The organism is Geodermatophilus sp. SYSU D00525 (assembly GCF_054050475.1).
Window position 1 is genome coordinate 1 of record NZ_JBJGZK010000044.1, and the last position, 24,434, is coordinate 24,434.

20 protein-coding genes are annotated in these 24,434 nt (G+C 76.9%); 16 read left to right on the forward strand and 4 right to left on the reverse strand.

What is annotated here, in order from left to right:
• The first annotated feature begins 287 nt into the window (after positions 1 to 287).
• From ACI796_RS22585 to ACI796_RS22605, 5 genes are read left to right on the forward strand one after another with little or no spacing between them, the layout of a single operon-like run.
• Positions 288 to 1,664: a VWA domain-containing protein gene (locus ACI796_RS22585; protein WP_456943457.1), complete on the forward strand. Its 1,377-nt coding sequence runs from the start codon at positions 288 to 290 to the stop codon at positions 1,662 to 1,664.
• A complete protein-coding gene (locus tag ACI796_RS22590) occupies positions 1,661 to 2,890 on the forward strand; it encodes an HpcH/HpaI aldolase/citrate lyase family protein (RefSeq protein WP_456943458.1) in 1,230 nt (409 codons plus the stop codon). Before ACI796_RS22585 ends, ACI796_RS22590 begins: the two co-directional genes overlap by 4 nt.
• Positions 2,887 to 4,188 carry a phosphoribosyltransferase domain-containing protein gene (locus ACI796_RS22595; protein ID WP_456943459.1) on the forward strand — a complete coding sequence of 434 codons (1,302 nt, stop codon included), beginning with the start codon at positions 2,887 to 2,889 and terminating at the stop codon, positions 4,186 to 4,188. Before ACI796_RS22590 ends, ACI796_RS22595 begins: the two co-directional genes overlap by 4 nt.
• The gene (locus ACI796_RS22600) at positions 4,185 to 5,312 is read left to right on the forward strand and encodes a cysteine protease StiP family protein (protein ID WP_456943460.1); all 1,128 of its coding nucleotides are present in this window, start codon (positions 4,185 to 4,187) and stop codon (positions 5,310 to 5,312) included. Before ACI796_RS22595 ends, ACI796_RS22600 begins: the two co-directional genes overlap by 4 nt.
• A complete protein-coding gene (locus ACI796_RS22605; RefSeq protein ID WP_456943461.1) occupies positions 5,309 to 6,118 on the forward strand; it encodes a hypothetical protein in 810 nt (269 codons plus the stop codon). The genes ACI796_RS22600 and ACI796_RS22605 overlap by 4 nt, the downstream gene beginning before the upstream one ends.
• Here ACI796_RS22605 and ACI796_RS22610 read toward each other — a convergent pair.
• A complete protein-coding gene (locus ACI796_RS22610) occupies positions 6,115 to 7,383 on the reverse strand; it encodes a hypothetical protein (RefSeq protein WP_456943462.1) in 1,269 nt (422 codons plus the stop codon). The two genes, ACI796_RS22605 and ACI796_RS22610, sit on opposite strands and share 4 nt — an antisense overlap.
• A gap of 280 nt (positions 7,384 to 7,663) precedes the next feature.
• Here ACI796_RS22610 and ACI796_RS22615 point away from each other — a divergent pair, with 280 nt between their 5' ends.
• The 5 genes from ACI796_RS22615 (at position 7,664) to ACI796_RS22635 (ending at position 13,450) form a co-directional block, all read left to right on the forward strand.
• Positions 7,664 to 8,785 (forward strand): DUF475 domain-containing protein, encoded by a 1,122-nt coding sequence (locus tag ACI796_RS22615; RefSeq protein ID WP_456943463.1) that lies wholly within the window; start codon positions 7,664 to 7,666, stop codon positions 8,783 to 8,785.
• Positions 8,786 to 8,919: 134 nt separating this feature from the next.
• Entirely contained in the window at positions 8,920 to 9,537 is a 618-nt protein-coding gene (locus ACI796_RS22620; RefSeq protein WP_456943464.1) for an AIM24 family protein, read from the forward strand.
• A gap of 3 nt (positions 9,538 to 9,540) precedes the next feature.
• Positions 9,541 to 10,185, forward strand: coding sequence for an AIM24 family protein (locus ACI796_RS22625; RefSeq protein ID WP_456943465.1), 645 nt, complete (start codon positions 9,541 to 9,543; stop codon positions 10,183 to 10,185).
• Between the two features lie 11 nt (positions 10,186 to 10,196).
• Entirely contained in the window at positions 10,197 to 11,189 is a 993-nt protein-coding gene (locus ACI796_RS22630) for an AIM24 family protein (protein ID WP_456943466.1), read from the forward strand.
• Positions 11,190 to 11,395: 206 nt separating this feature from the next.
• Positions 11,396 to 13,450 carry a prolyl oligopeptidase family serine peptidase gene (locus ACI796_RS22635; protein WP_456943467.1) on the forward strand — a complete coding sequence of 685 codons (2,055 nt, stop codon included), beginning with the start codon at positions 11,396 to 11,398 and terminating at the stop codon, positions 13,448 to 13,450.
• Between the two features lie 1,848 nt (positions 13,451 to 15,298).
• Here ACI796_RS22635 and ACI796_RS22640 read toward each other — a convergent pair.
• Positions 15,299 to 16,999, reverse strand: coding sequence for an Hsp70 family protein (locus ACI796_RS22640; RefSeq protein ID WP_456943468.1), 1,701 nt, complete (start codon positions 16,997 to 16,999; stop codon positions 15,299 to 15,301).
• A 97-nt stretch (positions 17,000 to 17,096) separates the two neighbouring features.
• Between ACI796_RS22640 and ACI796_RS22645 the strand changes: the two genes are divergently transcribed.
• A complete protein-coding gene (locus ACI796_RS22645) occupies positions 17,097 to 18,110 on the forward strand; it encodes a TerD family protein (RefSeq protein WP_456943469.1) in 1,014 nt (337 codons plus the stop codon).
• Positions 18,111 to 18,334: 224 nt separating this feature from the next.
• Positions 18,335 to 19,294 (forward strand): GNAT family N-acetyltransferase, encoded by a 960-nt coding sequence (locus tag ACI796_RS22650; RefSeq protein WP_456943470.1) that lies wholly within the window; start codon positions 18,335 to 18,337, stop codon positions 19,292 to 19,294.
• Between the two features lie 48 nt (positions 19,295 to 19,342).
• Here ACI796_RS22650 and ACI796_RS22655 read toward each other — a convergent pair whose 3' ends face one another.
• On the reverse strand, positions 19,343 to 19,885 hold the full coding sequence (locus ACI796_RS22655; RefSeq protein ID WP_456943471.1) for a hypothetical protein: 543 nt from the start codon (positions 19,883 to 19,885) through the stop codon (positions 19,343 to 19,345).
• A 599-nt stretch (positions 19,886 to 20,484) separates the two neighbouring features.
• On the opposite strand from ACI796_RS22655, the gene ACI796_RS22660 reads away from it, so the two are divergent.
• Positions 20,485 to 21,204 (forward strand): methyltransferase domain-containing protein, encoded by a 720-nt coding sequence (locus ACI796_RS22660; protein ID WP_456943476.1) that lies wholly within the window; start codon positions 20,485 to 20,487, stop codon positions 21,202 to 21,204.
• On the opposite strand, the gene ACI796_RS22665 is transcribed toward ACI796_RS22660, so the two are convergent.
• On the reverse strand, positions 21,194 to 22,228 hold the full coding sequence (locus ACI796_RS22665) for a glycosyltransferase (protein ID WP_456943472.1): 1,035 nt from the start codon (positions 22,226 to 22,228) through the stop codon (positions 21,194 to 21,196). The two genes, ACI796_RS22660 and ACI796_RS22665, sit on opposite strands and share 11 nt — an antisense overlap.
• A 216-nt stretch (positions 22,229 to 22,444) precedes the next feature.
• On the opposite strand from ACI796_RS22665, the gene ACI796_RS22670 reads away from it, so the two are divergent.
• The 3 genes from ACI796_RS22670 to ACI796_RS22680 all read left to right on the forward strand — a co-directional run.
• Complete coding sequence (locus ACI796_RS22670; protein WP_456943473.1) at positions 22,445 to 22,708, forward strand: hypothetical protein; 264 nt, start codon at positions 22,445 to 22,447, stop codon at positions 22,706 to 22,708.
• 280 nt (positions 22,709 to 22,988) lie between these two features.
• On the forward strand, positions 22,989 to 24,143 hold the full coding sequence (locus ACI796_RS22675; protein ID WP_456943474.1) for a glycosyltransferase: 1,155 nt from the start codon (positions 22,989 to 22,991) through the stop codon (positions 24,141 to 24,143).
• A gap of 64 nt (positions 24,144 to 24,207) precedes the next feature.
• Positions 24,208 to 24,434, forward strand: a 227-nt coding sequence (locus tag ACI796_RS22680) for a hypothetical protein (RefSeq protein WP_456943475.1), incomplete at its 3' end; no start/stop codon positions are given.

Below are 24,434 nucleotides of genomic sequence, written 5' to 3' on the forward strand. Positions count from 1 at the left end.
CGTGAAAGTTGTGATGGTCTCCGGAGTAGTGGTGAGCGCGCCGCCCCGCCCCCCCCCCCCCCACACCGGCCCCCCCCCCCCCCCCCCCCCCCCCCCCCCCCCCCCCCCCCCCCCCCCCCCCCCCCCGGTCCCCCCGGCGGTGCGGGACCCCGCCCGCCGGGGCCCCGCCCTGCCCGCACCGCCCCCCCGAGAAGCACCAGCCCCCGAGAACCCGGAGGTCCCCTCGTCATGCCCGACCGCACCCGCCCCGTGACCACCGCCACCCGGTCCGTCTGAGCGGCACGGGAGTGGTCCACGTCCTCACCCGGGGCGGCAACGTCGGGCTGGCCCAGGCCGGCCTGACCGGCCCCGTCGTCGTCACGCTCACCTGGACGCCGGCCCCCGGCGTCGACGCCGACCTGTCGGCGTTCCTCACCACCGCGGCGGGCAGGGTGCGCAGCGACGACGACTTCGTCTTCTACAACCAGCCCAGCGGCGCCGGTGGCGCCGTGCGCCACCTCGGCAAGTCCGCCCGCGGCGGCGCCACCGTCGACCAGGTCCGGATCGACCCGGCCGCGCTGCCCGCCGACGTCGAGAAGGTCGTCATCGGCGCCTCCCTCGACGGCGCGGGCACCTTCGGCGGGCTGTCCGGGCTCGGCGTCGAGGTGGCCGCCGACGGCGCCGCGGCACCCGCGATCCGCTGCGAGCTGGCCGCCGGCCCCGAGACGGCGCTGGTGTTCGCCGAGGTCTACCGCCGCGGCGCGGAGTGGAAGGTGCGCGCCGTCGGCCAGGGCTTCACCACCGGGCTGGCCGGCATGGCCACCGACGTCGGCGTGAGCGTCGACGACGAGCCCGCCCCCGCGGCCGCCGCCCCTGCCGCCGCCCCTGCCGCCCCCGCGGCCCCTCCGCCGCCGGCCGCCGCGCCGGTCAGCATGGAGAAGAAGCGGCTGGTCGACCTCGAGAAGAAGCTGTCGTCCTCGGCGCCGCAGATGCTCTCCCTGGTCAAGACCGCCGGCGTCAGCCTGGAGAAGCGCGGCCTGGGGGAGCACACCGCCCGGGTCGCGCTGGTGCTCGACATCTCCGGCTCGATGGCCCAGCTGTACCGCACCGGCGCCGTGCAGCGACTGGCCGAGCGGGTCCTCGCCCTGGGCCTGCGCTTCGACGACGACGGCGTCGTCGACGTCTTCCTGTTCGGCAAGGACGTGCACCAGCCCGAGGGCCTGCGCCTCGAGGGCCACCAGCAGTACATCGCCGAGCTCACCCGGCGGCACCGGCTGGAGTACGACACCCGCTACGGCGCGGCGATGGCCGCCGTCCGGAAGGCGTACTTCGGCGACAGCCGCGACCGCGTGGAGCCGCAGCCGGCACAGGTGCCGGTCTACGTCATGTTCCTGACCGACGGCGCGCCCAGCGACAAGTCGGTCGCGACCAAGCAGCTCAAGGCGGCGTCCTTCGAGCCGGTGTTCTGGCAGTTCATGGGCATCGGCCCGGAGCGGCAGTTCAGCTACCTGCAGCGCCTCGACGACCTCGAGGGCCGCTACACCGACAACGCCGACTTCTTCGCGGTCAGCGAGAACGACCTCATGGGCCGCCGGCCGATCAGCGACGACGCGCTGTTCGACCGGCTCATGACCGAGTACCCCGACTGGCTCCGGCGGGCGCGCGCCCAGGGCCTGCTCCGGTGAGCTCCCACCAGGAGGCGCCGACGGTGCGCCACTTCTCCCACCTGACCGACGGCGATCGGGACCGGCTGTTCGCCGTCCCGCCGGGTGACGTCGGCCCGGCGACGCCGCGCGGCGTGCTGGCGCTGGCCCTCGGCGCGACGCTCTACAGCCCGGGCACGCGGCCGGCGCTCGACGTCGACGCCGCCCGCGCGGCCGCCGCCGGCGCCACGAGCATGGTGTGGTGCCTCGAGGACGCCGTCCCGCACGCGGCGGTCCCCGGCGCCGAGGCCAACGTCGTCGCCGCGCTGCAGCGGATCCACCGGCGCGCAGCCGACGGCGAGCAGCCGGCGCTTCCGCTGCTGTTCGTGCGGGTGCGCACGCCGGAGCAGATCCGCGCGGTGGCCCGCGCCGCCGGGCCGGCGCTGGCGCGGCTGACCGGGTTCAGCCTCCCCAAGGCCACCGCCGCCACCCTCGCGCCGATGCTCGCGGCGGTGGAGGAGGTCGCCGCGATGCTCGGCCAGCCGCTGTACGGCATGCCGATCCTGGAGACGCCCGACCTCGCCTGGCGGGAGACCCGCGGCGAGGCGCTCGGCGCGCTGGCCGCGGTGGTCGAGGCGCACCGGGAGTCCGTGCTGTGCCTGCGCGTGGGCGGCACCGACCTGTCCGGGCTGTTCGGCCTGCGCCGCGACCGCGACACCACGATCTGGGACGTCGCCGTCGTCCGGGACTGCCTGGCCGACGTGGTCAACACCTTCACCCGCGGCGGCGAGCACGTGGTCACCGGCGCGGTGTGGGAGCACATCCCGGGCCCCCGGCTGTTCAAGCCGCAGCTGCGCCAGACGCCGTTCAGCGAGCAGCACGAGGGCGGCCTGCGGCAGCGGATGATCGCCGGGGACCTCGACGGGCTGATCCGCGAGGTCACCCTCGACAAGGCCAACGGCGTGCTGGGCAAGACCGTCATCCACCCGGCGCACGTCTCGGTGGTCAACGCGCTGCTCACCGTCTCCCGCTCGGAGTACGACGACGCCCTCGAGATCCTCATGGCCCGCGGGCAGGGCGGCATCGCGGTCTCCGGCAACGGCCGGATGAACGAGATCGGCCCGCACGCGCTGTGGGCGGAGCTGATCAGCCGCCGCGCCGCGGTCTACGGCGTCGTCGCCGACGAGGCCGCGCTCGTCGACCTGCTGTCGACCGGGCAGCGCCGGGTGGCCGAGGTGTTCGCGAGCGGGCAGGCGCAGCGCGCGTGACCGCCACCCTCCCCGGTGCCGCAGGACTCGGCGGGGACGTCTCCGCCGTCCGCCTCGACGGCACCGTCTCCGCCCTGCTCGACGTCACCGCCGCCGACCCCGGCCGCTTCGCGGAGCTGTGCGGCCTGGCGCTGCGGGACAACCCGCGCCGGGCGCACCTCGTCGTCTCCCGGGTGCTCGGCAAGCACGTGCCCGTCGCGCCGGCCGCCGTCCTCGGCGCCGGGGCCGCGGTGGGCGACGCCGTCGCCGCGGTCCTGGACGGCGAGGCGCCCGGCCTGGTCATCGGCTACTGCGAGACGGCGACCGGCCTCGGCCACGCCGCCGCCGACCGGCTCGGGGCGGCCTACCTGCACACCACCCGGCGCGTGCACCCGGGCGTGCCGGTGGCCGCCGCGTTCGAGGAGGAGCACTCGCACGCCGTCGCGCACGCCCTGCAGCCGGCCGGGCCGGTGACGCTGGACGCGCCCGGCCCGCTGGTGCTGGTCGACGACGAGCTCACCTCCGGCCGCACCGCGCTCAACACCGTCGCCGAGCTGCACGCCCGCTGGCCGCGCGAGCGCTACGTCGTCGCCACGCTGCTCGACGCGCGCACCCCCGCCGCCCGCGCCGCGTTCGCCGGGCGCGCCGAGGCGCTGGGGGTGCGGGTCGACGTCGCCGCGGCCCTCACCACCGAGCTGGCCCTGCCCGCCGACGTCCTCGACCGGGCCGCGGCCGCCCGCGCCGCCCTGCCCGGCCCCGCACCGGTCCCGGCCGGCGCGCCCGGCGCCGTCCGCACGCACGCCGGCCTGTGGCCCGCGGGCGTCCCCACCACCGCCCGGCACGGCCTCACCCCGGCCGGCAGCGCCCGGCTCGCCGCGGCCGCCGACGCCGTCGCCGCCGCGCTCGCGCCGGAGCTGGCCGGCAGCCGCGGGGTGCTGGTGCTCGGCACCGAGGAGCTCATGCACGCGCCCACCGTGATCGCGGCGCGCCTGGCCGGGCGGTTGCCCGGCGTCCCCGTCACCACCCAGTCGACCACCCGGAGCCCCGTGCACGCCGCCGACGACCCCGGCTACGCCCTGCGCCGCAGCCTGTCCTTCCCCGCGCCCGACGAGCCCGCCCGCGTCTCGCGCGTGCACAACCTGGCCGACCCGGCCGCCGTGCCGGTGGCCGGCCGCTGGGCCGACCAGCGCGCCGACGACGTGGTCGTGGTCGTGGACGCCCCGGCGGAGGACTGCGCCCCGATGGCGGAGGCGCTGCGCCCGTTCGCCACCCGCGCCGTGCACCTGGTGACCGTGCCGCTCGCGGAGCCGGCCCGATGACCGCGCTGTCCGCCCGGCTCGCGCCCGCCGTCCCCGGCCGGTTCGGCTCCTACGCGCCCGCCGAGGTGACCTGGCTGCTCACCGACCTGTCGTCGGTCGCGCTGGAGCGCGGCACCGAGGACCGCGAGGAGGCCATCCAGTCGGGCACCCACTACTCGGAGATGCTGCCGGTCGAGTACCAGCCCGACGACGACTACCTGGCGCTGTTCACCGCCGCGCTGGAGCAGTCGGCGGGGCGCCTGGCCGAGGCCGTCGCCCGGGTCGGCGAGCTGGTCTGGGAGGCCGCCGCCGCACACGGGCAGACGCCGGTGCTGGTGTCGCTGGCCCGCGCGGGGACGCCGATCGGCGTGCTGCTGCGCCGCTGGTTCCTCGCCTCCCGCGGCGTCGCGGTGCCGCACTACACGGTCTCGATCATCCGCGGCCGCGGCATCGACCAGGTCGCGATGGCGCACGTGCTGGCCCGGCACCCGGCGTCGGCGGTGCGGTTCGTCGACGGCTGGACCGGCAAGGGCGCGATCCAGCGGCAGCTCACCGAGGCCGTCGCCGGCTGGGTCGCCGCGCACCCGGAGGACGCCGCGCTCGACGACCGGCTCGCCGTCCTCGCCGACCCCGGCGTCTGCACCGAGCTGTACGGCACCCGCGACGACTTCCTCATCCCGAGCGCCTGCCTGAACAGCACGGTGTCGGGGCTGGTGTCGCGGACGGTGCTGCGCGACGACCTCATCGGCCCCGGCATGTTCCACGGCGCGAAGTACTACGCCGAGCTCGCCGGCGCCGACGTCTCCGCGCTGTTCGTCGACACCGTGGCCGCCGCGTTCCCGGTGCAGCCGCCGGCCGACGACGTCCCCGCGGAGGAGCGCCGGCCCACCTGGGCCGGGTGGGCGGCGGTGGAGCGGATCGCCGCCGAGCACGGGATCGCCGACGTCAACCTGGTCAAGCCCGGGGTGGGGGAGACGACGCGGGTGCTGCTGCGCCGGGTGCCCTGGCAGGTGCTGGTCCGCCCGGACCGCGCCGAGGACCTGCGGCACGTCGCCGCGCTGGCCCGGGCCCGCGGCGTGCCGCTGGTCGAGGTGCCCGGCCTGCCGTACTCCTGCGTCGGCCTGATCCGGCCGGTGGGCCGGTGACCGCCGTCCTCACGGCGACGCTGGCCGCCGTCGACCTCGACCGCACGCTCATCTACTCCGCGGCCGCGGCGGGCACGACCGAGGGGCTGGAGGTCGTCGAGCACCTCGACGGCGCGCCGCTGTCGCACGCGACGCCGGCATCGTGGCGGCTGCTCGCCGAGCTGGCCGGGCGGGCGCTGCTGGTCCCGGTCACCACCCGCACCGTGGCGCAGTACGGCCGGGTGCGGCTGCCCGTCGTCCCGCGGTACGCGCTGTGCGCCAACGGCGGGGTGCTGCTCGCCGACGGCGTCCGCGACCCGGAGTGGGACGACTGGGCGGCGGCGACCGCCGCGCAGGCCGCGCCGCTGCCCGAGTTGCTCGCGCTGCTCGAGGCGGTGGCCGGGCAGCCGTGGGTGCGCACCGTGCGCGCCGCCGAGGGGCTGTTCTGCTACCTGGTCGCGCACACCCGGGACGGCATCCCCGAGGACTGGCTGGCCGCCACCACCGACGCCGCCACGGCCGCCGGGGCCACGCTGAGCGTGCAGGGCCGCAAGGTGTACGTCGTCCCCGCCGGGCTGTCCAAGGCCGCCGGGCTGCTCCGGCTGCGCCGGCTGCTGGCGGGGGAGGGGCCCGCGCCGCGGCTGCTGTGCGCCGGCGACAGCCTGCTCGACGCGCCGATGCTGCTCGCCGCCGACGCCGCCGTCCGCCCCGCGCACGGCGAGCTGCACGAGCAGGGCTGGACCGGCGCGCGGGTCGCGGTGACCGCGGCCAGCGGCGCCGCCGCGGGCGAGGAGATCGTCCGCTGGCTGCTCGACCGCGCGGGCTAGTCCGAACGCGCGGTCCGCACCAGCCGGTCCAGGCCGTCCTCGATCGACCGCGCCTCGCGCAGCACCGCGCCCCAGTCCGGGCGGCGGCCCCGCGCCGCCTCCTCCAGCGGGGGCAGCCGCCGGGCGAGGTCCTCGAACGTGCGGCGGAAGCGGCGGGCGCGCTCCTCGGGCAGGCCGCCGAGGAACCGCCGGGCGTCGACGACGGCGCGCTGCACCTCGCCGAGCAGCGACCCGGGGTCGGCGGCGACGGCGTCGAGCCGCTGCAGCCGCCCGGTCGCCGCGCGCACCTCGTCGTCGACCCGGCCGGCGGCCGCCCGCACCCGGGCCAGCAGCGCGGCGGCTGCGGGCACGTCGAGGACCGGCGCGCCGAGCGCCCCCTCCAGCGCGGCGAGCGCCTCGTCGGCCTCGGCCAGCGCCTCGGCGGCCCGCTGCGGGGCGCGCTCGACGTCGGACCACGCGCTGAGCGGGTAGCGGCGGCGCAGCTCGCTCATCACGGGCGCCAGCCGCTCGTGCCGGGTGCCCAGCGCCTCACGGCGGGTGCGGACGGAGGCGGCGCCGCGGCGGACCTCCGCGGCCCGCTCCGGCAGCGCCCGCGCCCGCGCGGCCGCCGCCTCGGCCTCCCGGCGGCCCTGCTCCGCGGTCTCCAGCGCGGGCGCGGCGTGGCGGGCCGCCAGGTCGGCGGCGGCGCGGGCGGCGAGGCGCTCGGCGTCGGCGAGGACGCCGTCCAGGCCGGGGTCGGCCAGCCCGGCGGCGCCGGCGGCGTCCAGCGCCGCCCGGGCGGTGGCCACGGCGTCGCGGGTCGCGGACACCGCGCGGGCGGCCGCGGCGCGGGCACGGGCGGCGGCGGCGAGCACCTCGCCGTACTGGTCGCGGAAGCGCTGGACCTGGCCGTGCACCTCGCGCAGCGCGGCGGCGGCCGCGCCCAGCTCCACGGCGGCGGCGCGGGCCGCGCCCGGCTCGGTGTCCGCCGCGGGGTCGTGGCCGGACAAGGCCTGCAGGTAGTGTCCGATGACGGTGTCCGCGTGGGTGGAGAGGTCCCGCCAGTCGCGGGCCAACGAGTCAGGGGCGGGGATGCGGTGATGAGCCCGTCGCCCGCCGGCCGGTGCCCCCACCTCCTCCGCCGCGGCGACCGCGTCCGGCAGGTCGGCCAGCGCGGCGTCCAGCTCCAGCATCGCCGCGGCCGCGGCCTCCCGCGCCGCCGCGGCCTCCCGCCGGGGGGCGTCGCGGTCGCGCCGCCACCAGGGGGTGCCGCCGGGTGCGCTCACGACCGCCTCCCCTCGCCGTGGCCCGCGTCCGGCGGGGCGGGCCGGCACCTGCGCGGTCCGGTGGCCCGTGGATACCACGCCGGGACCCCGCCCGTGGGGACGGGCGGCCGGCGCCGCCCGGTCCGCTGAACGTGCTGCCCCACCGCCCGGCCGCGGGCCGGCGGGAACCGGGACCCGCCGGGATCCGTTGGAACACCGGCCCGCCTCCCGGCCGGAACCGGCCCGCCCGTCCCTGTCGTCGTCGTCGCCCGGCACCCCCGGCGGCGGAGAGGAACACCTGATGCTCCGCTACTTCGGCTTCTCCGTCGGTCTGACGGTGGCCGCGCTCGTCACCGCCGTGCTGTTCGGCGGGCCGGCGGCCCTGCTGGCCGTCGCCGTCCTCGGCGTGCTCGAGGTCTGCCTCTCCTTCGACAACGCCGTGGTCAACGCCAAGGTGCTCCGCCGGATGAGCCCGCTGTGGCGCAAGCTCTTCCTCTACGTCGGCATCTTCATCGCCGTGTTCGGCATGCGGCTGCTGCTGCCGATCGTCCTGGTCTCGGTGACGGCGCAGCTGTCCATCTCCGAGGTGTGGGACCTGGCGCTGTCGGACCAGGAGGCCTACGCGGAGAACGTCGAGGCCGCGGCCGAGGCGATCTACACCTTCGGCGGCATCTTCCTCCTGATGATCTTCCTGAACTTCCTCTTCGACGAGGAGCGGGACATCCACTGGCTGTCGTGGCTGGAGCGGCCGCTGGCCAAGGCCGGGAAGCTGCCCTACCTCGCCATCGTCATCGCCCTGGCGGTCATCTACGTCGGCTCGCAGATCGCCGACGACGACAAGTACGCCACGGTGCTCATGTCCGGGCTCGCGGGCCTGTTCACCTACCTGCTCATCGGCGGCCTCAACGAGCTCATGGAGGCCCCGGAGACCGACGACGAGGACGACGACGTCACCCCGACCGGGCAGACCGCGGGCAACGGCGCCGGGGGCACCGCCACCAAGGCCGTCGCGGGCGCCGGCTTCGCGGCGTTCCTCTACCTCGAGGTGCTCGACGCGTCGTTCTCCTTCGACGGCGTCATCGGCGCGTTCGCCATCAGCAGCGACATCTTCATCATCGCCCTGGGCCTGGGCATCGGCGCCTTCTGGGTGCGGTCGCTGACCATCTACATGGTCGACAAGGGCACCCTCGACGAGTACCGCTATCTCGAGCACGGCGCGATGTGGGCCATCGGCTTCCTCGCCGCGATCATGATCCTCGAGCTGCGGTTCCACATCAGCGAGTACGTCACCGGCCTCACCGGCCTGCTGTTCATCGTCGCCGCGGTGATCAGCAGCATCGTCGTCTCGCGGCGGGAGCGCGCCGAGGTCCCTGCCCCCGACCGGCCCGGCGAGCGCGACGAGGTGCCCGCCGGCCAGAGCTGAGCGCAGGCTCCACCCAGCGGCCCCGGGGCGCCCGCCCCGGGGCCGCCGCGCGTCCGCGGCGGGTGCCCTACCGCGGGACGGGAGAGCCGGATACGGTCCGCCCGGTTTCCGTCCCCGCACCGAGAGGTCCGTCGTTGGCACAGCTCACCGCCCAGAAACGCGTCCTGCACGCCGACCTGCACGGGGACCGCATCCGGGCCGCCAGCGGCTCGATGGTCGCCTTCGAGGGCAACGTCGACTTCAAGAGCTCCGGGATGGGCGGGGGCGGCGGCATGCGCGCCGCCCTGAAGCGGGCCGTCGCCGGCGAGAGCATCTCGCTGATGGACTGCACCGGGCACGGCCGGGTGTACCTCGCCAAGGACGCGATGGACGTGCTCGTCGTCGACCTGGCCGGCGACACGCTCACCGTGGAGAGCGAGCACATCCTGGCCCACACCGAGCACCTGCGCCTCGACGTCCAGTTCTCCGGCCTGCGCGGCGTGACCAGCGGCCACGGCCTGGCCACCACGACCGTCACCGGGCAGGGGCAGGTCGCCCTCGTGTCGGAGGGCCCGGTCATGGCGCTGGAGGTCGCGCCGGGCCAGGACCTGGTGGTCGACCCCGACGCCTACGTCGGCTCCCGCGGTCAGCTGTCGATGAACCTGGTCAGCGGCGTCTCGTGGAAGTCCCTCGTGGGCGAGGGCTCCGGCGAGCCCTTCTCCCTCCGCTTCACCGGGCACGGCCTGGTGCTCGTCCAGTCCTCGGAGCGCTGAGCCGTGCCGTTCGAGACCGTCAACAGCAAGGTCGTGCGCGCGCACGTCGGCCCGGCCAACCCGGTGCTCGCCCGCCGCGGCGCGATGCTCGGCTACTCCGGGCAGGTCACCTTCCGCCCGGTGCACGGCCAGGGCCGCGGCATCGGCGGCATGGTCGGCGCGGCGATGTCGGGGGAGTCCAACCCGATGATGGCCACCGAGGGCAGCGGCCAGGTGCTCTACGGCTACAAGGGCATGCACGTCACCGTCCTCGAGCTCGACGGCGGCGCCCCGCTGGTCTGCGAGGCCGACCGGCTGCTCGTGCACGACGCGAACCTGCAGTCCAGCGTGCAGTTCCTCGGCTCCGGCGGGCTGCGGTCCGCGATCAGCGGCGCCATGACCGGGCAGGGCCTGTTCACCACCAACCTGCACGGCCGCGGATCGGTCGCGCTGCTCGCCCACGGCGGCGCGTTCCCGATCCAGCTCAACGGTCAGCAGGTCGGCGTCGACCCGCAGGCCTACGTCGGCCACGTCGGCCAGCTCTCGGTGGACCTCGCGGCCAAGGTCGGCTTCCGCGACGTCGTCGGGCGCGGCTCCGGCGAGGCCTTCCAGTTGACGATCAGCGGCCACGGCACGGTGTACGTGCAGGCCAGCGAGCAGAAGTTCTGAGGACGGCGACGATGACCTACCCGCCGAACAACCCCTACGGCGGCAACCCCTACGGCGGCCAGCCCCAGCCCGGGTACGGCCAGCCCCCGCAGCCGGGCTACGGGCCGCCGGGGTACGGGCAGCCGGGGTACGGCCAGCCGGGGTACGGCCAGCCGGGGTACGGGCAGCCGCCCCAGCCGGGCTACGGCCAGCCCCCGCAGCCGGGCCACGGCCAGCCGCCGCCCGGGTACGGCCAGGCCCCCGCCGGGCCGCCGGCCGGCGTGCCGAGCACGCTGAACGCGCACTCGCTGCCCGACGACGACAACGTCAACCCCTACGTCTTCTGCATCGCGCTGAACGGCGAGTGGTTCATGAGCAAGGGCGCGATGCTGGCCTACTACGGCAACGTCCAGTTCGACGCCGTCAGCGAGTACTCCTCGGTGCAGGCGTGGGTGGCCCACCGGTTCTCCAGCCCGGTGTACGTGCAGGACTGGGTGGTCGCCCAGGGCCACGGCAAGGTGCTCATCGGGGACCGCGGGTTCGACCTGAACTCCTACGACCTCGACGACGGCAACCTGACGATCAAGGCGAGCAACCTCTGCGCGTTCTCCAAGGACCTGGAGCTCAAGCAGTCGATCGTGCCGGGCTTCGTCACCCTCATCGGGACGGGGAAGTTCATCGCCTCGTCCAACGGGCCGGTGATCTTCGTCGAGCCGCCGTTCCGGGCCGACCCCGAGGCGCTGCTCGGCTGGGCCGACTGCCCGGCCCCGTCGGTGCACCACGACGCCCAGTGGATGACCCAGAGCTTCCTCGGCGCGCTCACCGGGGCGCTCGGCCGCGCCTCGGGCGAGGAGCGGCAGTACGACTTCACCGGCAAGGGCACGATCCTGCTGCAGTCCTCCGAGATCGCCCGGGAGGACCCCGCGGTGCTGCGGCTGGTGGAGTCGCAGACCCAGCTGCTCACCAACAGCCAGGCCGGCTCGCTCGGCCACCGGCTCGTCGCCCGCGCCCAGCAGCAGCACTGAGCGTCCCCCGGGGCGGGGGGGGGGGGGGGGGGGGGGGGGGGGGGGGGGGGGGGGGGGGGGGGGGGGGGGGGGGGGGCGCGGGGGGGGGGGCCCCGCGCGCCCCCCCGCCCCCCCCCCCCCCCCCCCCCCCCCCCCCCCCCCCCCCCCCCCCCCCCCCCCCCCCCCCCCCCCCCCGGGGGTGACGACTGCACTACGCTCGGTGGGCCATGCGGCCCGCCGACCTCGCCCTGCTGCGGACGCCGGGGACGCCGGCGGTCTCGCCGGACGGGCGCATGGCCGTGGTCGCGGTCAGCCGGCCCGACCTCGACGACGACGCCTACCGCGCCCAGCTGTGGGCCGTCCCCACCGACGGCTCGGCGCCGGCCCGCCCGCTGACCTCCGGCGCCCGCGACTCCGCCCCGGCGTTCTCCCCGGACGGCCGCTGGCTGGCCTACCTGTCGGCCGCGCCCGGCGGGCACCCGCAGCTGCACCTGCTGCCCACCGCGGGCGGCGCGCCGCGCCGGCTCACCGGCGCGCCGCTGGGCGCCGGGGCCCCCGTGTGGTCGCCGGACTCCCGCCGGCTGGCCTGGGTGGCCCGTGTTCCCGAGGAGGGCCGCTACGGCACCGCCGAGGACGTGCCGCCGGAGGCCGAGCCCCCGCGGCTGGTCACCCGGCTGCGGCACCGGGTCGACGACGTCGGGTACACCGCCGACCGCCCGAGCTGCGTGTTCGTCCTCGACCTGCCCGAGGACCCGCTCGACGACACCGGCGACCCGCCCGAGGCGCGGCAGCTCACCGACGGCCGCGGCGAGGACACCGACGTCGCCTGGTCACCCGACGGGCGCACGCTGGCGTTCGTCTCCGCCCGGCACGCCCGCGCCGACCGCGACTGCGTCCGCGACGTGTGGCTGGTCCCGGGGACCGGCGGGGAGCCGCGCCGGGTCACCCGCGGCCGCGGCGAGTGCCGGCTGCCGGCGTTCGACCCGGCCGGGACCTGGATCTACGTGACCGCCCGCCCCGACCTCGGCCCCGACGGGCTCGACGTCGCCGGGCGCGGGCTGACGCTGTGCCGGGTGCCGGCCGCCGGCGGCCCGCTGGAGCCCGTGCTCGACCCGCGCGACACCCACCGCGGCGACGAGACGCCGGCGACGGTGCTCCACGGCGGCGCGGCGCTCGTGGGCGTCGAGCGGCGCGGCGCGGTGGCGCTGCTGCGGGTGCCCCTCGACGGCAGCGCCCCCGAGACGCTGGTCGAGGGGCCGTTCACCGTGCGCGGGGTCGCGGCCGGGGGCGGGGTGGTCGTCGCCGCCGTCGCGCACGACCGGTCGGCGGGGGAGCTGGTGGCGATCACGCCCGGACGGCGCCGGCTGCTCACCGGCTTCGGCGCCGCGCTCGGCGCCACCGGCCGGCTGCACCGCAGCACCGAGCGCACCGCCACGGCCCCCGACGGCGCGCCGGTGCACGGCTGGGTCACCGTGCCGGAGGGCCCGGGCCCGCACCCGGTGCTGCTGCTGGTGCACGGCGGACCGTTCACCCAGTACGGCTGGTCGCTGCTGGACGAGGCGCAGGTGTACGCGTCGGCGGGGTACGCGGTGGTCCAGTGCAACCCGCGCGGCTCCTCCGGCTACGGGGAGGAGCACGCCCGCGCCGTCGTCCGGGCGTGGGGCGACCGGGACGCCGCCGACGTGCTGGCCTTCCTCGACGCCGCGCTGGCCGACCCGGCGCTGGACGCGGAGCGGGTCGGGGTCCACGGCGGCTCCTACGGCGGCTTCCTCACCGCGCTGCTGCTCACCCGCACCGACCGGTTCGCCGCGGCCGTCGTGGAGCGGGCGGTGACCGACCCGGCGTCGTTCGCCGGCTCCAGCGACATCGGCTGGTGGTACGCCGATGCGTACCTGGGCGCCGACGCGGTGAGCCCGCTGGCGCAGGCGTCGTCCATCCGCACGCCGACCCTCGTCGTCCACTCCGAGCAGGACGAGCGCTGCCCGGTCGAGCAGGGCCGGCGGCTGTTCGTCGCGCTGCAGCGGCAGGGTGTGCCCAGCGCGCTGCTGCTGTTCCCCGGCGAGGGCCACGAGCTGTCCCGCTCCGGCCGCCCCCGGCACCGGCTGGCCCGCTTCGAGCACCTGCTCGCCTGGTGGGACCGCTGGCTGCCGGTCGCCGCTCAGGCGGGCCGCAGCCGCGCGCCCTCGGCGGACACCACCAGCCGGCCGTCCACCCGGGTCGCCGGGAACACCGCGACGTGGCCGGGGGCCACCGGGACCGGCAGCCCGCCGTCGATCTCGTAGCGCGAGTTGGTGACCTTGCGGCGGGTGCCGGCCGGGTCGTCGGGGCCGACCGGCGGCGCGTCCGGCCGCAGCACGACGACCACCTCGGTGCAGCCCGGCGGCCAGTCCCAGCGCAGCCGGCCGCCCCGCAGCACGACGCCGGTGACCGGCGGCAGGGAGACGGCGGGGGGCCGCGGCCGGGCGTCCCCGCCGTGCGCCTCGGGGGCCGCGACGCCCAGCCGCGAGGCGACGACGACGTAGCCGGCGACCTCGCCGTACCCGCCGTCCTCCAGGGCGGTGACCGAGGTCGAGCCCACCACCTGACGGGTGCCGTCCGGGCGCACCCGCAGCACCCGGTACTCGACCGGGCCGGCGGAGGCCGACGCCGTCCAGCGCACCTCGCGGGCGCCTCCCGGGGCGGGGGTGACGACGACGTCGGTGGCCGGCGCGACGCCCAGCGCCGCGAGCTCGGCCCGGGCGGCGGGGTGGTCGGCGACCGCGTCGAGGGCGGCCAGCAGCGCCACCTCCCGGTCCCGGCCGGTCCGAGGCGGGGCGAGGACCGCGTCGGCCCGCGCGAGGGCCTCCCGCGACCGCCGGAGCAGCTCGGCGGCGTCCTCCCCGCCCGGGCCGGGGACGTCGGCGGCCGTGGCGACCAGCTGCTCGAGCGCGGCGGCCGCGGCCGCGTGCCGCCGGGCGGCGACGGCGGGACCCACGCCGCGCCAGGCGGCGACGGCGCGGGCCTCGGCCTCGGTGACCTCGTCGCGGACGGCCCGGATCGGCGGGTGCATCCCGTCCGCCGCGGCCGTCGCCGCGTCGGCGTGCCGGCGCGCGGCACGCGGCCGCCCGGCCCGCAGCGCCGCCCGCGCCGCGGACACCTCCGCCCGCCAGTCGCCCCGGCCGGGCCCGGGCGGCGGCGGGGCGAGCTCGACGGCGGTGCCGGCCGCGGCGGCCAGCTCGGTGACCACGGCGGCGGCGCGCCGCGGGTCGAGGCCGGCGGCCATCGCCTCCTGCACCAGCAGGTGGGCGTCGGCAGGGGTCAGCCGGTCCTCGACGAGCACCGCGGCGGCCACCCGCGGGCGCAGCGCCTCGCGGACGTCGGCGGCCAGCGCGTCGAGGTAGCGGCCCGGGTCGCCGTCGACCAGGAGCGCGCCCACGGCGGCCAGCAGGTCGTCGACGAGCGCCCTGCGCCGGTCGGGGCGGCGCTGCCGGTTGAGGACGAGCAGCGCGTCGCGGCGGCGGCGCACCGTGTCGCGGTCCGCCGTCGGGGGCAGCTCGAGGAAGGCGTGCAGGCCCCCAACCGGGGCGCCCTCGATGCGGCCGAGCTCCTCGAGCCCGTCGCGGACCTGCCGCAGGACGGCGTCGTCGGCGGCCGGGGCGGCGCCGAGCTGCCGGTGCCGGCGCAGGCGCTCGGCGAACGCGGCGTCGTCGATGCCCGCGGCGGCGGCCAGGCCGCGCAGCCCGTCGACCTTGTCCGCCGGCACGCCGCCGAAGCGCTCGGCCAGCCGCTCCAGCGCGGCGTCGAGCTCCGCGAACCGGGCGGCCTCCCGCCGGTCCCGCTCGGCGCGGGTCTGCCCGGCCAGCCACTGCCGCCCGCCGGGGGTGCGCAGCTGCGCGGCGAGGGCGTCGTGCGACTGCAGCAGCGCGGTCACCAGCCCGCGGTACTTGGGGTGGTCGCGCTGCTTCTGCCAGAACGCCCAGACCTCGTCGACCCGGCGGGCGACCTCGTCGTCTGTCAGCGACCCCGCGGCCTCCAGCGGGAGGTCGTAGACCTCGAACGGGTCGGTCGTGTCAGGGCCGCCGCGGCGCTCGATGGCGGCGAGGACCCGCTTGCGGTAGCCGGTGCCGTCGAACGGCGGCAGCGTCACCGGGTCAGTCCTGCCGGCGGCGGACCCGGCCGACCTGCGCGCGCTCGCGGGCGACGTCGGCCTGGCTCAGCGCCGCGCCGGTCTCCACGCGCACGGTCAGCGGGCGGTCGGCCAGCCCCTCGTGCAGCGCGGTGAGCTCGAGGATGCCGTCGAAGCCCATCCGCAGCACGACCTGGATCTCGGTACCGGCGGGGTGGCCGGGCGGGATGTCCTCGATGGAGGCCTCGGCGAGCAGCTTGGCGTCCTCGGGCCGGGCGGACTCGGCGCCGCCGCCCTGCTCGACCACGCGGATGGTGACCACCCGCTGGTCGTCGTGGACGGTGCCGAACGAGCGGCGCACGGCCACCGGCAGCCGGTCGTCGCGGTGCACGAGGAAGACCGCCGACGGCTCGCCGAACCGGTCCAGCGCCAGGACGCCGAAGCCGCGGGAGACGGTGTTGAGGACCTGGATCTCCACGGTGCGCCGCACCTGCGCCGCGGTCAGGCCCACGGCGTCGCCGAGGCGGGCGCAGGCGGCGTCGACGTCGGCCTCGGCGGCGTACTCCAGCGGTGTGCCCGGGCCGAGCGCGCCGCGGGTGACCAGGTCGGCGGTGAGCAGCCGCTCCAGCTGCTTCTTGCGGCCGTGGACGGCGGCGCCCTTGGCGACGGCGAGGTCGGGGTCGTGCACCTCGGCCGGCACGCCGAGCTCGGCGGTGAGCCGCCGCGCGACGGCGGGCATGCGGGTCGAGCCGCCGACCAGCAGCACCCGGTCGATGCGGTCGACGCCGCGGGCGCGGGCCGCCGCGACCGCGGCGCGGGTCAGCTCCACCGTGCGGTCGAGCAGGCCCGCGGTGAGCCGCTCGAACTCCGCGCGGGTCACCGGCACGTCCACCCGGCGGCCGTCGTGCTCGACCGGCACGACGACGGACTCGCGGACGCTGAGCTCGCGCTTGGCCCGTTCGGCGGCGAGGACCAGCGCCTGGCCGCCGGCGCCGTCGTCGAGCGGGTCCTCGGCGTCGGGGTGGGCGGCGAGGAAGGCGTGCGACAGGTGGACGGCGAGCCTCTCGTCCCAGTCGGCGCCGCCGAGCTCGTGGTCGCCGTCGGTGGCGACGACGGCCAGCCGCCGGTCGGCCAGCTCTACGACCGCGACGTCGACGGTGCCGCCGCCGAGGTCGTAGACGAGCGCGACCTCCTCGAGGTGCCCGGCCGGGCCGCCGCCGTCGAGGCGGGCGAAGCCGTAGGCCAGCGCGGCCGCCGTCGGCTCGTTGATGACGTCGAGGACGGTCAGGCCCGCGTACTCGCCGGCCAGCCGGGTGGCCCGCCGCTCCTCGTCGCCGAAGTAGGCGGGCACGGTGATGACGACGTCCTGCACCGGGCTCTGCGTGGAGAAGCCCGTCTCGCTGACCAGCGCCTTGAGCACCAGGCTGCTCACCGCGGGCGCCGACCAGGACCGGCCGTGGCTGACGAAGCGCCACGTGCTGTCGCCCATGCGCCGCTTGACCAGCGTGCAGACGTCGTCGGGCTGTGCGCGGGCCAGCACGCGGGCGCGCTCGCCGGTGACGTAGTCGTCGGGGCCGACGAACAGCACCACGCTGGGCAGCGTCGGGGCGCCGTCGAGCAGCGGGACGACCTGCGCGGTGCCGGACCCGTCGACCTGCGCCAGGCAGCTGTACGTGGTGCCCAGGTCGATCCCGTACACGGCAGGGGAGGGGGCACCGCGCGGCATGGGCCGGAGGGTAGCGGCGCCCCATAGGGTCGGGGGGACGTGTCCGCCGCTCAGAGCGCAGGTCGGCCCGGGTGGGCGACCTGCGGGGAGGCCTCCCTTGGTCGACTACACGAAGCGCCCGAAGTCCCCGCCGCCGCAGCCGGAGACGCCTCCGGCACCGCCGCAGCCGCCGCCGCACCAGCCCCCGCCGCCGGGTCAGCCGTACGGGCAGCCGCCGTACCAGGGGCAGCCCCCGTACCCGGCGCCCGGCCAGTACCCGCCGCCCGGGCAGCCGCCCTACCCGCCGCCGGGCCAGCCGCCCTACCCGCCACCGGGGCAGCCCTACGGGCAGCCGCCGTACCAGGGGCAGCCCCCGTACCCGCCGCAGGGGCAGCCCCCCTACGGCCAGCCGCCGCAGCAGGACCCGTACGGCCAGCAGGGGTACGGGCAGCAGCCGCCGGCCCCGCCGCAGCAGGGCGGCGTCAACATGGACAAGGTCTCGCTGACCAAGTCGGCGCCGTCGGTCTCGCTGACGAAGACCGCCGGCACCACCGGCGTCCTGCGGGTGAACCTGAACTGGAACGCCCGGCCCGGTGGTGGTGGTGGAGGCGGCGGTGGCGGCTTCCTCAAGCGGCTGGCCGCGGCCGCGGGCGGCGGCGCGATCGACCTGGACCTCGGCTGCCTCTACGAGTACGCCGACGGCTCCAAGGGCGTCATCCAGGCGCTCGGCAACGCCTTCCGCGGGCAGCACACGCTGGGCAACGGCGAGTCGATCGTGTGGCTCGACGGCGACGACCGCTCGGGTGCCAACAGCGGCGGCGAGAACCTGATGGTGAACCTGCAGCACACGCAGCTGATCCGCCGGATCCTCGTGTTCGCGCTCATCTACGAGGGCGTGCCGAACTGGGGCCAGGCCGACGCCGTCGTCACGATGTTCCCGGCCAACGGGCCGCAGATCGAGGTGCGCCTGGACGAGCACGACCCGCGCGCCCGCATCTGCGCGATCGCGATGCTGGAGAACCGGGGCGGGGAGCTCGTCGTCAACCGGGAGGTGCGCTACGTGCACGGCGGCCAGGACGTGCTCGACCGCACCTACGGCTGGGGCATGGACTGGACGCCCGGCCGCAAGTGAACCGGACCCCGGTGCCGTCGACGCGTTCACGGCACCGGGGTCCCGGCCCTCGGGGGCGGCGATCACGCCGCCCCGTGGCTGCGACACCCCCGATCTGATTCGCTGGCGCCATGGCGGTCGACGGGCGGAAGGGGCGTGCAGGTACGTCGCCAGGCCGTGAACCTCCCCGGATCACGCTCGAACACTGCCGGGACGGGGGCCGGTGGGACGGGCTGCTCCGAGACGTGGCCGGCTCGACCGCCTTCCACACCTGGGACTGGCTGGAGCTGCAGACCCGGGTGCACGGCTGGCGTCTCGAGCCGCTGGTCGTCCACGTGGACGCCCGTCCGGTGGGCGTGGCTCCGCTGCTGCTGTCCCGGCGCCGCCTGCTCATGGAGGCGCAGGTCCCGTTCCCCTACGTGGGGCCGGTCGTCCCACCGGAGCACCTGAGCGGGACGCTCCTCGCGCTGGACGCGTGGGCCCGGGAGCACCGGGTGGTGTCCTCGCGTGCGGAGTTCGCCCCGGGGCTGACCCACCCGGCTCAGGCGGCACCCCGGGCCCGGTGGGACGTGCACGAGGACCTCACCTGGGTGGTCGACCTGTCCCACGGGTCGGTGGAGGAGTTCTGGCGCAGCACCCGGCGTTCGGTGCGGCGCACCCTCCGCAGCGCAGAGCGGCGCGGGGTCGTCGTCCGGCCGAGCGGCAAGACGGAGGTGTGCCGATGGCTCCCCGTCTTCCTCGAGGAGGCGTACGGCGCACGAGGTCTGCCCTCGCCGTACCCCTCCGACATCGGAGAAGCGGTGTGGGAGCGGTACGGGGACCGGGAGGGGGTCTGCATGCTCTCCGCGTGGGTCGGCGAGGAGCCGGGCGGGCTGTCCCTCGCCTTCGGGCACGGGCAGACCCTCTACTCCTGGGCGGGCGGTGGCTTCCGGTCGCGCCGAGCCGACAACCCGGGCACGGCCCTCTACGTCCACGAGATCCTCTGGGCACTCGAGCACGGCTACCGGCACCTCGACGAGGTCGGGGCGGTCGACGAGGGCGTCAGTCAGTTCAAGCGTGCCTTCAGCGCCGAGCCGACGCCCTATCTCGTGGCCACCCGGACGCACGCGCCGGTCTGGCGGCAGGTCCGCCGGGCCTACCGGCTCGCCAAACGGGGGCGCGACCGGTTGGCCGCCGCGCGTCCACGGCCGGCCGGGAGGGGCTGAGCCGGGCGTCGCCGTGCAGGCGGGTGGCGGCCGCCCTCGCCGCAGGTCTCACGCGCGGGCCCGGCGTGACTCCTGACGCGGCGCGGCGCCTCCGTCGGGCCCGTGCGTCCGGCGCGCTCGTCGGGACCTCACGCGCATCAGGCGGTACCCCACGGAGCGCTGGAACTGGCGCAGCCCCTCGGGGATCCCGCCCGGGTGCCACGTGTCGACGAGGTACCGGACACCGCGTCGCGCCAGTGCCTCGACCAGGACCACGCACATCAGGTACCGGCTGTCGCTGTGCTCGGGACCGTGGCCGAGGGTGCGGAAGTAGCGGAGCGAGGCCCACTCGCCGTCGACCGGTGTCACCGAGAGCAGCAGCGGATGCCCCTGCGGGGAGTAGGCCGCCAGCCAGAGGTCGTGCTGCAGGAGGTCCTCGTTCTCGGGGACGTCGATGCGGTAGCGCGGATCAGGATGGGACCTCTCGGTCTCGTCGGCCAGCAGGACCAGCGCACGCCGCTCGGCGGGGTCGTCGACGGGTCGACAGGTGATGCCCCGGCGCCGGGCTCCACGGAGCCGCCGACGGAGGGTCTGCTTGGCGCGCCCCTGCACGTACTGTGCTGGATCCGCCGGGACCCGCAGGACGGACACCCCGGTGGCCCCGAGGGTCGCGCCGAGGAGGACTGGGCGTGACAACGCCTCGTACAGGGCCGTTCCCCCGGGACCGGTCGAGAGCCGGGCCCTCGCAGAGGGGAGCCGTGCCGTCGCGACGAGGGCCAGGAGGCTCGCCAGCGGGTGCCGTACGACGAAGGACGCCGGTGACCGCCCGGAGCGACGGAAGTCCGAGTAGTACCGGGCGAGCGCCGACTCCGAGGTGCACGTCCCCAGCCGAGGCCGCAGTCCACGCCACCGGCCCGCGGGGTCGTCCGCCCCGGGGATCCCCGGGAGCCGGCACCGGGGGACGTCCCCGTCCTGCCGACCCGCGTGTGCCGCGGTGTCGTCACGAGCACGCGGTTCTCGAGAGCCCACGGGCCGATCCTGCGGCATGACCTGGGGATGCTCACGTCGGACCGCCGAGGTGGTGACCCGGAGGCGTGAGGTTCGATGTCGCTGTACGACCCGGTCGGCGCGAGGGACGTCCGGTCACCGACACGGGCACGGGGGCGGGGCGACGCCCCGGACACGAGGGGAACGTGACACGGGTGAACGGGATGACCGCCGGCTTGAGGAGGGTCCGCCTCGTGATCGGACGGAGGCTCCGGGGGAGGGGGCTGACGGGAGTCGTCCACGAGTCGTGCAGGACCGTGGGCGCCGGCGTGAGGAGAGGGCGGATGTACCTCTCCGATCTCGCGCTCGACCTGCGGCTGGGCGTCCGCACCCGTGGACTCGCCGACAACGAGGCATCTCTGGCACCCCAGACGTTCGGACGGGACCCCCACGCGTACGAGCCGGTGCACGCGGACTGGTGGCGTCGTGCCATGTCGGCGCTCCCGCCGGTCCACCGTGACGCGACCTTCGTCGACCTGGGGACCGGTCGCGGGAGGCCGCTGGTCCTGGCGGCGCGGATGGGTTTCCGGCGGATCGTCGGGGTGGAGCTCGACCCCGCGCTCGTGAGGACCGCTGAACGGAACGCGCGCAGGTGGAGTCGCCGGGATCCCGGCCTCGCCATGACCGTGGTGCACGCGGACGCAGCCACCTACCCGCTGCCCGACGGTCCGCTCGTCGTCTTCATGGCCAACCCCTTCGGCGCCGAGACGCTGCGCCGCGTCCTCGACCAGGTGGTGGCGCGCCGCGGGCGGGGAGACGTGGTCGTCGTCTACTTCAACCCGCTCCACGCCGACGTGTTCGACGAGTACCCCTCGCTGGAGGTGCACGATCGGGGTCCCGACTGGGCGGTCTACCGGCTCCCCGGACCGGAGGTCACGGGGTAGGCCGCCGTCCGTCGTCCGCCGGGTCGGGCGCCGTACGGCCCGGTCCCTGCCCACGTCGGGCAGCCCTGCTCGCCAGGACCTGGACCGCGCCCCACACCTTGGCGAGGTCCTTCGCCACGATGACCACCGGTGTGAGGGCGGCGGTGGCCAGCGGCCGTTCCTCGTGCCGGGCGCGGGCGAGGGGAACCCACACGTAGGCGACGCCACCCGCGGCGAGCACGGCGCGCAACCGGGGGCCGCCGATGCCGAGCCCCACGAGTCCGACGAGGTAGGCCAGGGCCCGGCCGAGGTCCCGCGCGAGGGCCTGACGGTCGGTCGCCTCGGCATCACCCCGTCCGTAGCGGACGTACATCCGCGCGGTGCCGCGCACCCCTGCCTGGTCCCAGACCAGGTCGGCGTCGGTGGTGAGCACGCACCGCAGCCCGCGCTCGGCGATCGACCGGCTCAGGTCGAGGTCCTCGTGCACTCGGATGTGCTCGGGCCAACCACCGACGGCCTCGAGTGCGGACCGCGTCACGGCGAGGGACCGTCCGGCGGGGCGCGTCGGGTCGAAGCGGCGCCCGAACAACACCGACCAGGCGGTGGTCACCGGACCGGCTCGGCGGACCTCCGCGACGTCCGGGTAGCACCCCACGGCGGACGCCGTCTCGAACACCGAGCGCCGACTCACCCGGTAGGCCCCTGCGACGAGGTCCGGTGGGGGCGTCTCGGCGAACGGTGTCCGCATCCCGTCGAGCCAGCCCTCGCCCCAGTGACAGCCGGCGTCGGTGAACGCGACGTGGGCGTGCCGGGACACCGCCACGCCGGCGTTGCGGGCCGCACCCGCGCCGGCGTTCCGCTGCAGGCGCACCACACGGACGCGGGGATCGCGCGTCGCTGCGCGCTCCGCCCGCTCGCCGGTGTCGTCGGGACTGCCGTCGTCGACGACGACCAGCTCGTCGTCCTGCCGCAGCTGGGGCAGGAGCGTCTGGACGAGGTCGTCGACGAGCGCTCCCTCGCGGTAGACCGGGACCACGACGCTCACGGGCGGAGCGGTCGCCGGGTCGATGCCCGCCCCGGGTCGTCCGACGGCCTCCGCCAGCACTCCCGCCAGGCGGTGGGCGACCTCGCGCGACGGGGGGCTGTCGTCTCCGAGGGCGGACGGTGGCAGGTCCAGCCGGCCCGCGTCGTCACCGTCGCCCGCCCCTGGTGAGGACAGGAGCACGGCGGCGGCCCGACGCGTCACGCGTCCGGGCGGGACGTGGCCGTCGTCGAGGACGACGACGCGATGACCCGTGAGCGTCCCCGCGACGACGGCGACGGCGGCTGCCGTCGCACCGTGGGCCAGCACCACGTCCGGATCGAGGGAGCGCAGGACCGCGACGAGCCGGCCCGTGCCGGCCAGCACCCGTCGCGGCCCGCCTCCGAGCCGGTGCACGGTGGGGCGGAGCCGATCGGTGGCGGCGACGAGGCGGAGGACCCGGTCGTCCTCCGGCTCCCCGGCGTCACCGGGTGCCGAGGGTGAGGCCGGGATGACGAGCACCCGCAGCGGCGCGCCCGGCCGCGAGTGCCCGGGCACCGCGCCGGCCGTGGACGAGGGGACGGATCTCACCCACCGGAGCTTTCCCGATCCCCGCGCTCCTGCGCACGCCGGGAGGCTGACCCCGGGTCCGTGCAGCCCAGGCGCGCGGCAGTGGTCCGGAGGCCCGAGGATGGGAGTCGTCCGTCCCGGCCCGTCCTCGGGGTCCGGACGGCCGCAGGGGCGTGGCCACGAGGCGGACTCGCAGGTCCAGGGGGGAGGGGACATGGCTGACGGGGTCCCGCGTGTGCTGCACGTGTCACAGCCGACCACCGAGGGCGTCGCGCGCTGCGTCGTCGACCTGGTGCGGCACCAGGTGGCACAGGGGTGGGAGGTCACCGTCGCCTGTCCCCCGGAAGGCGATCTGCCGGTGCGTGCGGCGGCAGCGGGAGCCGAGGTCCGCACCTGGGTGGCGTCCCGCGCTCCCGGGCCGACCGTCCCGTCGGAGACCGTGCGGCTCGGTCGGCTGGCCCGCGAGGTGGCTCCCGCCCTCGTGCACCTCCACAGCGCCAAGGCCGGGCTGGCCGGGCGGCTGGCTCTCCGGGGCAGGATCCCCACCGTCTACCAGCCGCACGCCTGGTCCTTCCTGGCTGTCCAGGGGCCGGTCCGCTCGGCCTCGCTGCAGTGGGAGCGGTGGGCGCTCGGGTGGACCGACCGTGTGGTCTGCGTGAGCCTCGCCGAGTGCGAGGACGGACTCCGCGCCGGCCTCCGCCTGGAGGGCAGGACCGTCGTGGTCCCCAACGGGGTCGACACGGAGCACTTCACGCCCCGGGAGCGCGCCGTGGCGCGGGCTCGGCTCGGCATCGGGCCCGGCCCCCTCGCCGTCTGCGTCGGCCGGCTGAGCCGCCAGAAGGGCCAGGACGTGCTGATCGAGTCCTGGCCGGGTGTCCAGGACGCCGTTCCGGGCGCCACCCTGGTGCTCGTCGGTGATGGTCCGGATCGGGAGGAACTGGCAGCACGGGCGCCGGACGGGGTCCGGTTCGCCGGACGGGCCGAGCCCCGGGACTGGTATACGGCAGCGGACGTGGTGGTCCTCCCCTCGCGGTGGGAGGGGATGGCGCTGGTGCCCCTGGAGGCGGCGGCGTGTGGCCGGAGCGTGGTCGTCACCGACGTCGCCGGAGCTCGCGAGGCGGTCCCCGACGAGGCCGCCTCGGCGATCGTCCCGCCGGAGGACGCAGCCGCCCTCGCAGCGGCCCTGGTCGCCCGCCTGGGGGACCGGGAGTCGGCAGACCGCGAGGGCGAGCTCGCCCGTCGCCACGTGGTGCAGCACCACGACGTCCGTCGCAGCACCGACTCGGTCCTCGCCGTCTACCGCGACGTGCTCGGCGCTCGCGCTCGGGGGAGCGCGTCGTCGACCAGCAGCCATGACCCCGCCGGCTGACCCGGCGCCACCGGACCTCCCTCCGCCCCGCCGACCCGCCCGCCGGGTCCTCGTCACGGTCGCCGTGGTCGCGGCCGCGGTCGCTGCCGGGCTCGCCGGTGCCCTCCTGCTCCGTACGTGGACCGGCGGGGACGACGTCAAGCGGGGGGTGCCGCCCGCGGTCCTGGAGACGGGGGTGGAGGTGTTCTCGTTGTGGCGGGACTGGCCGGTGAACGAGCTGGTGCTGGACCGGGTGGTGGAGTCCGGGTCGGGCTGGGTGCGGGTGGGGGTGGGCTGGTGCTCGCTGGAGGA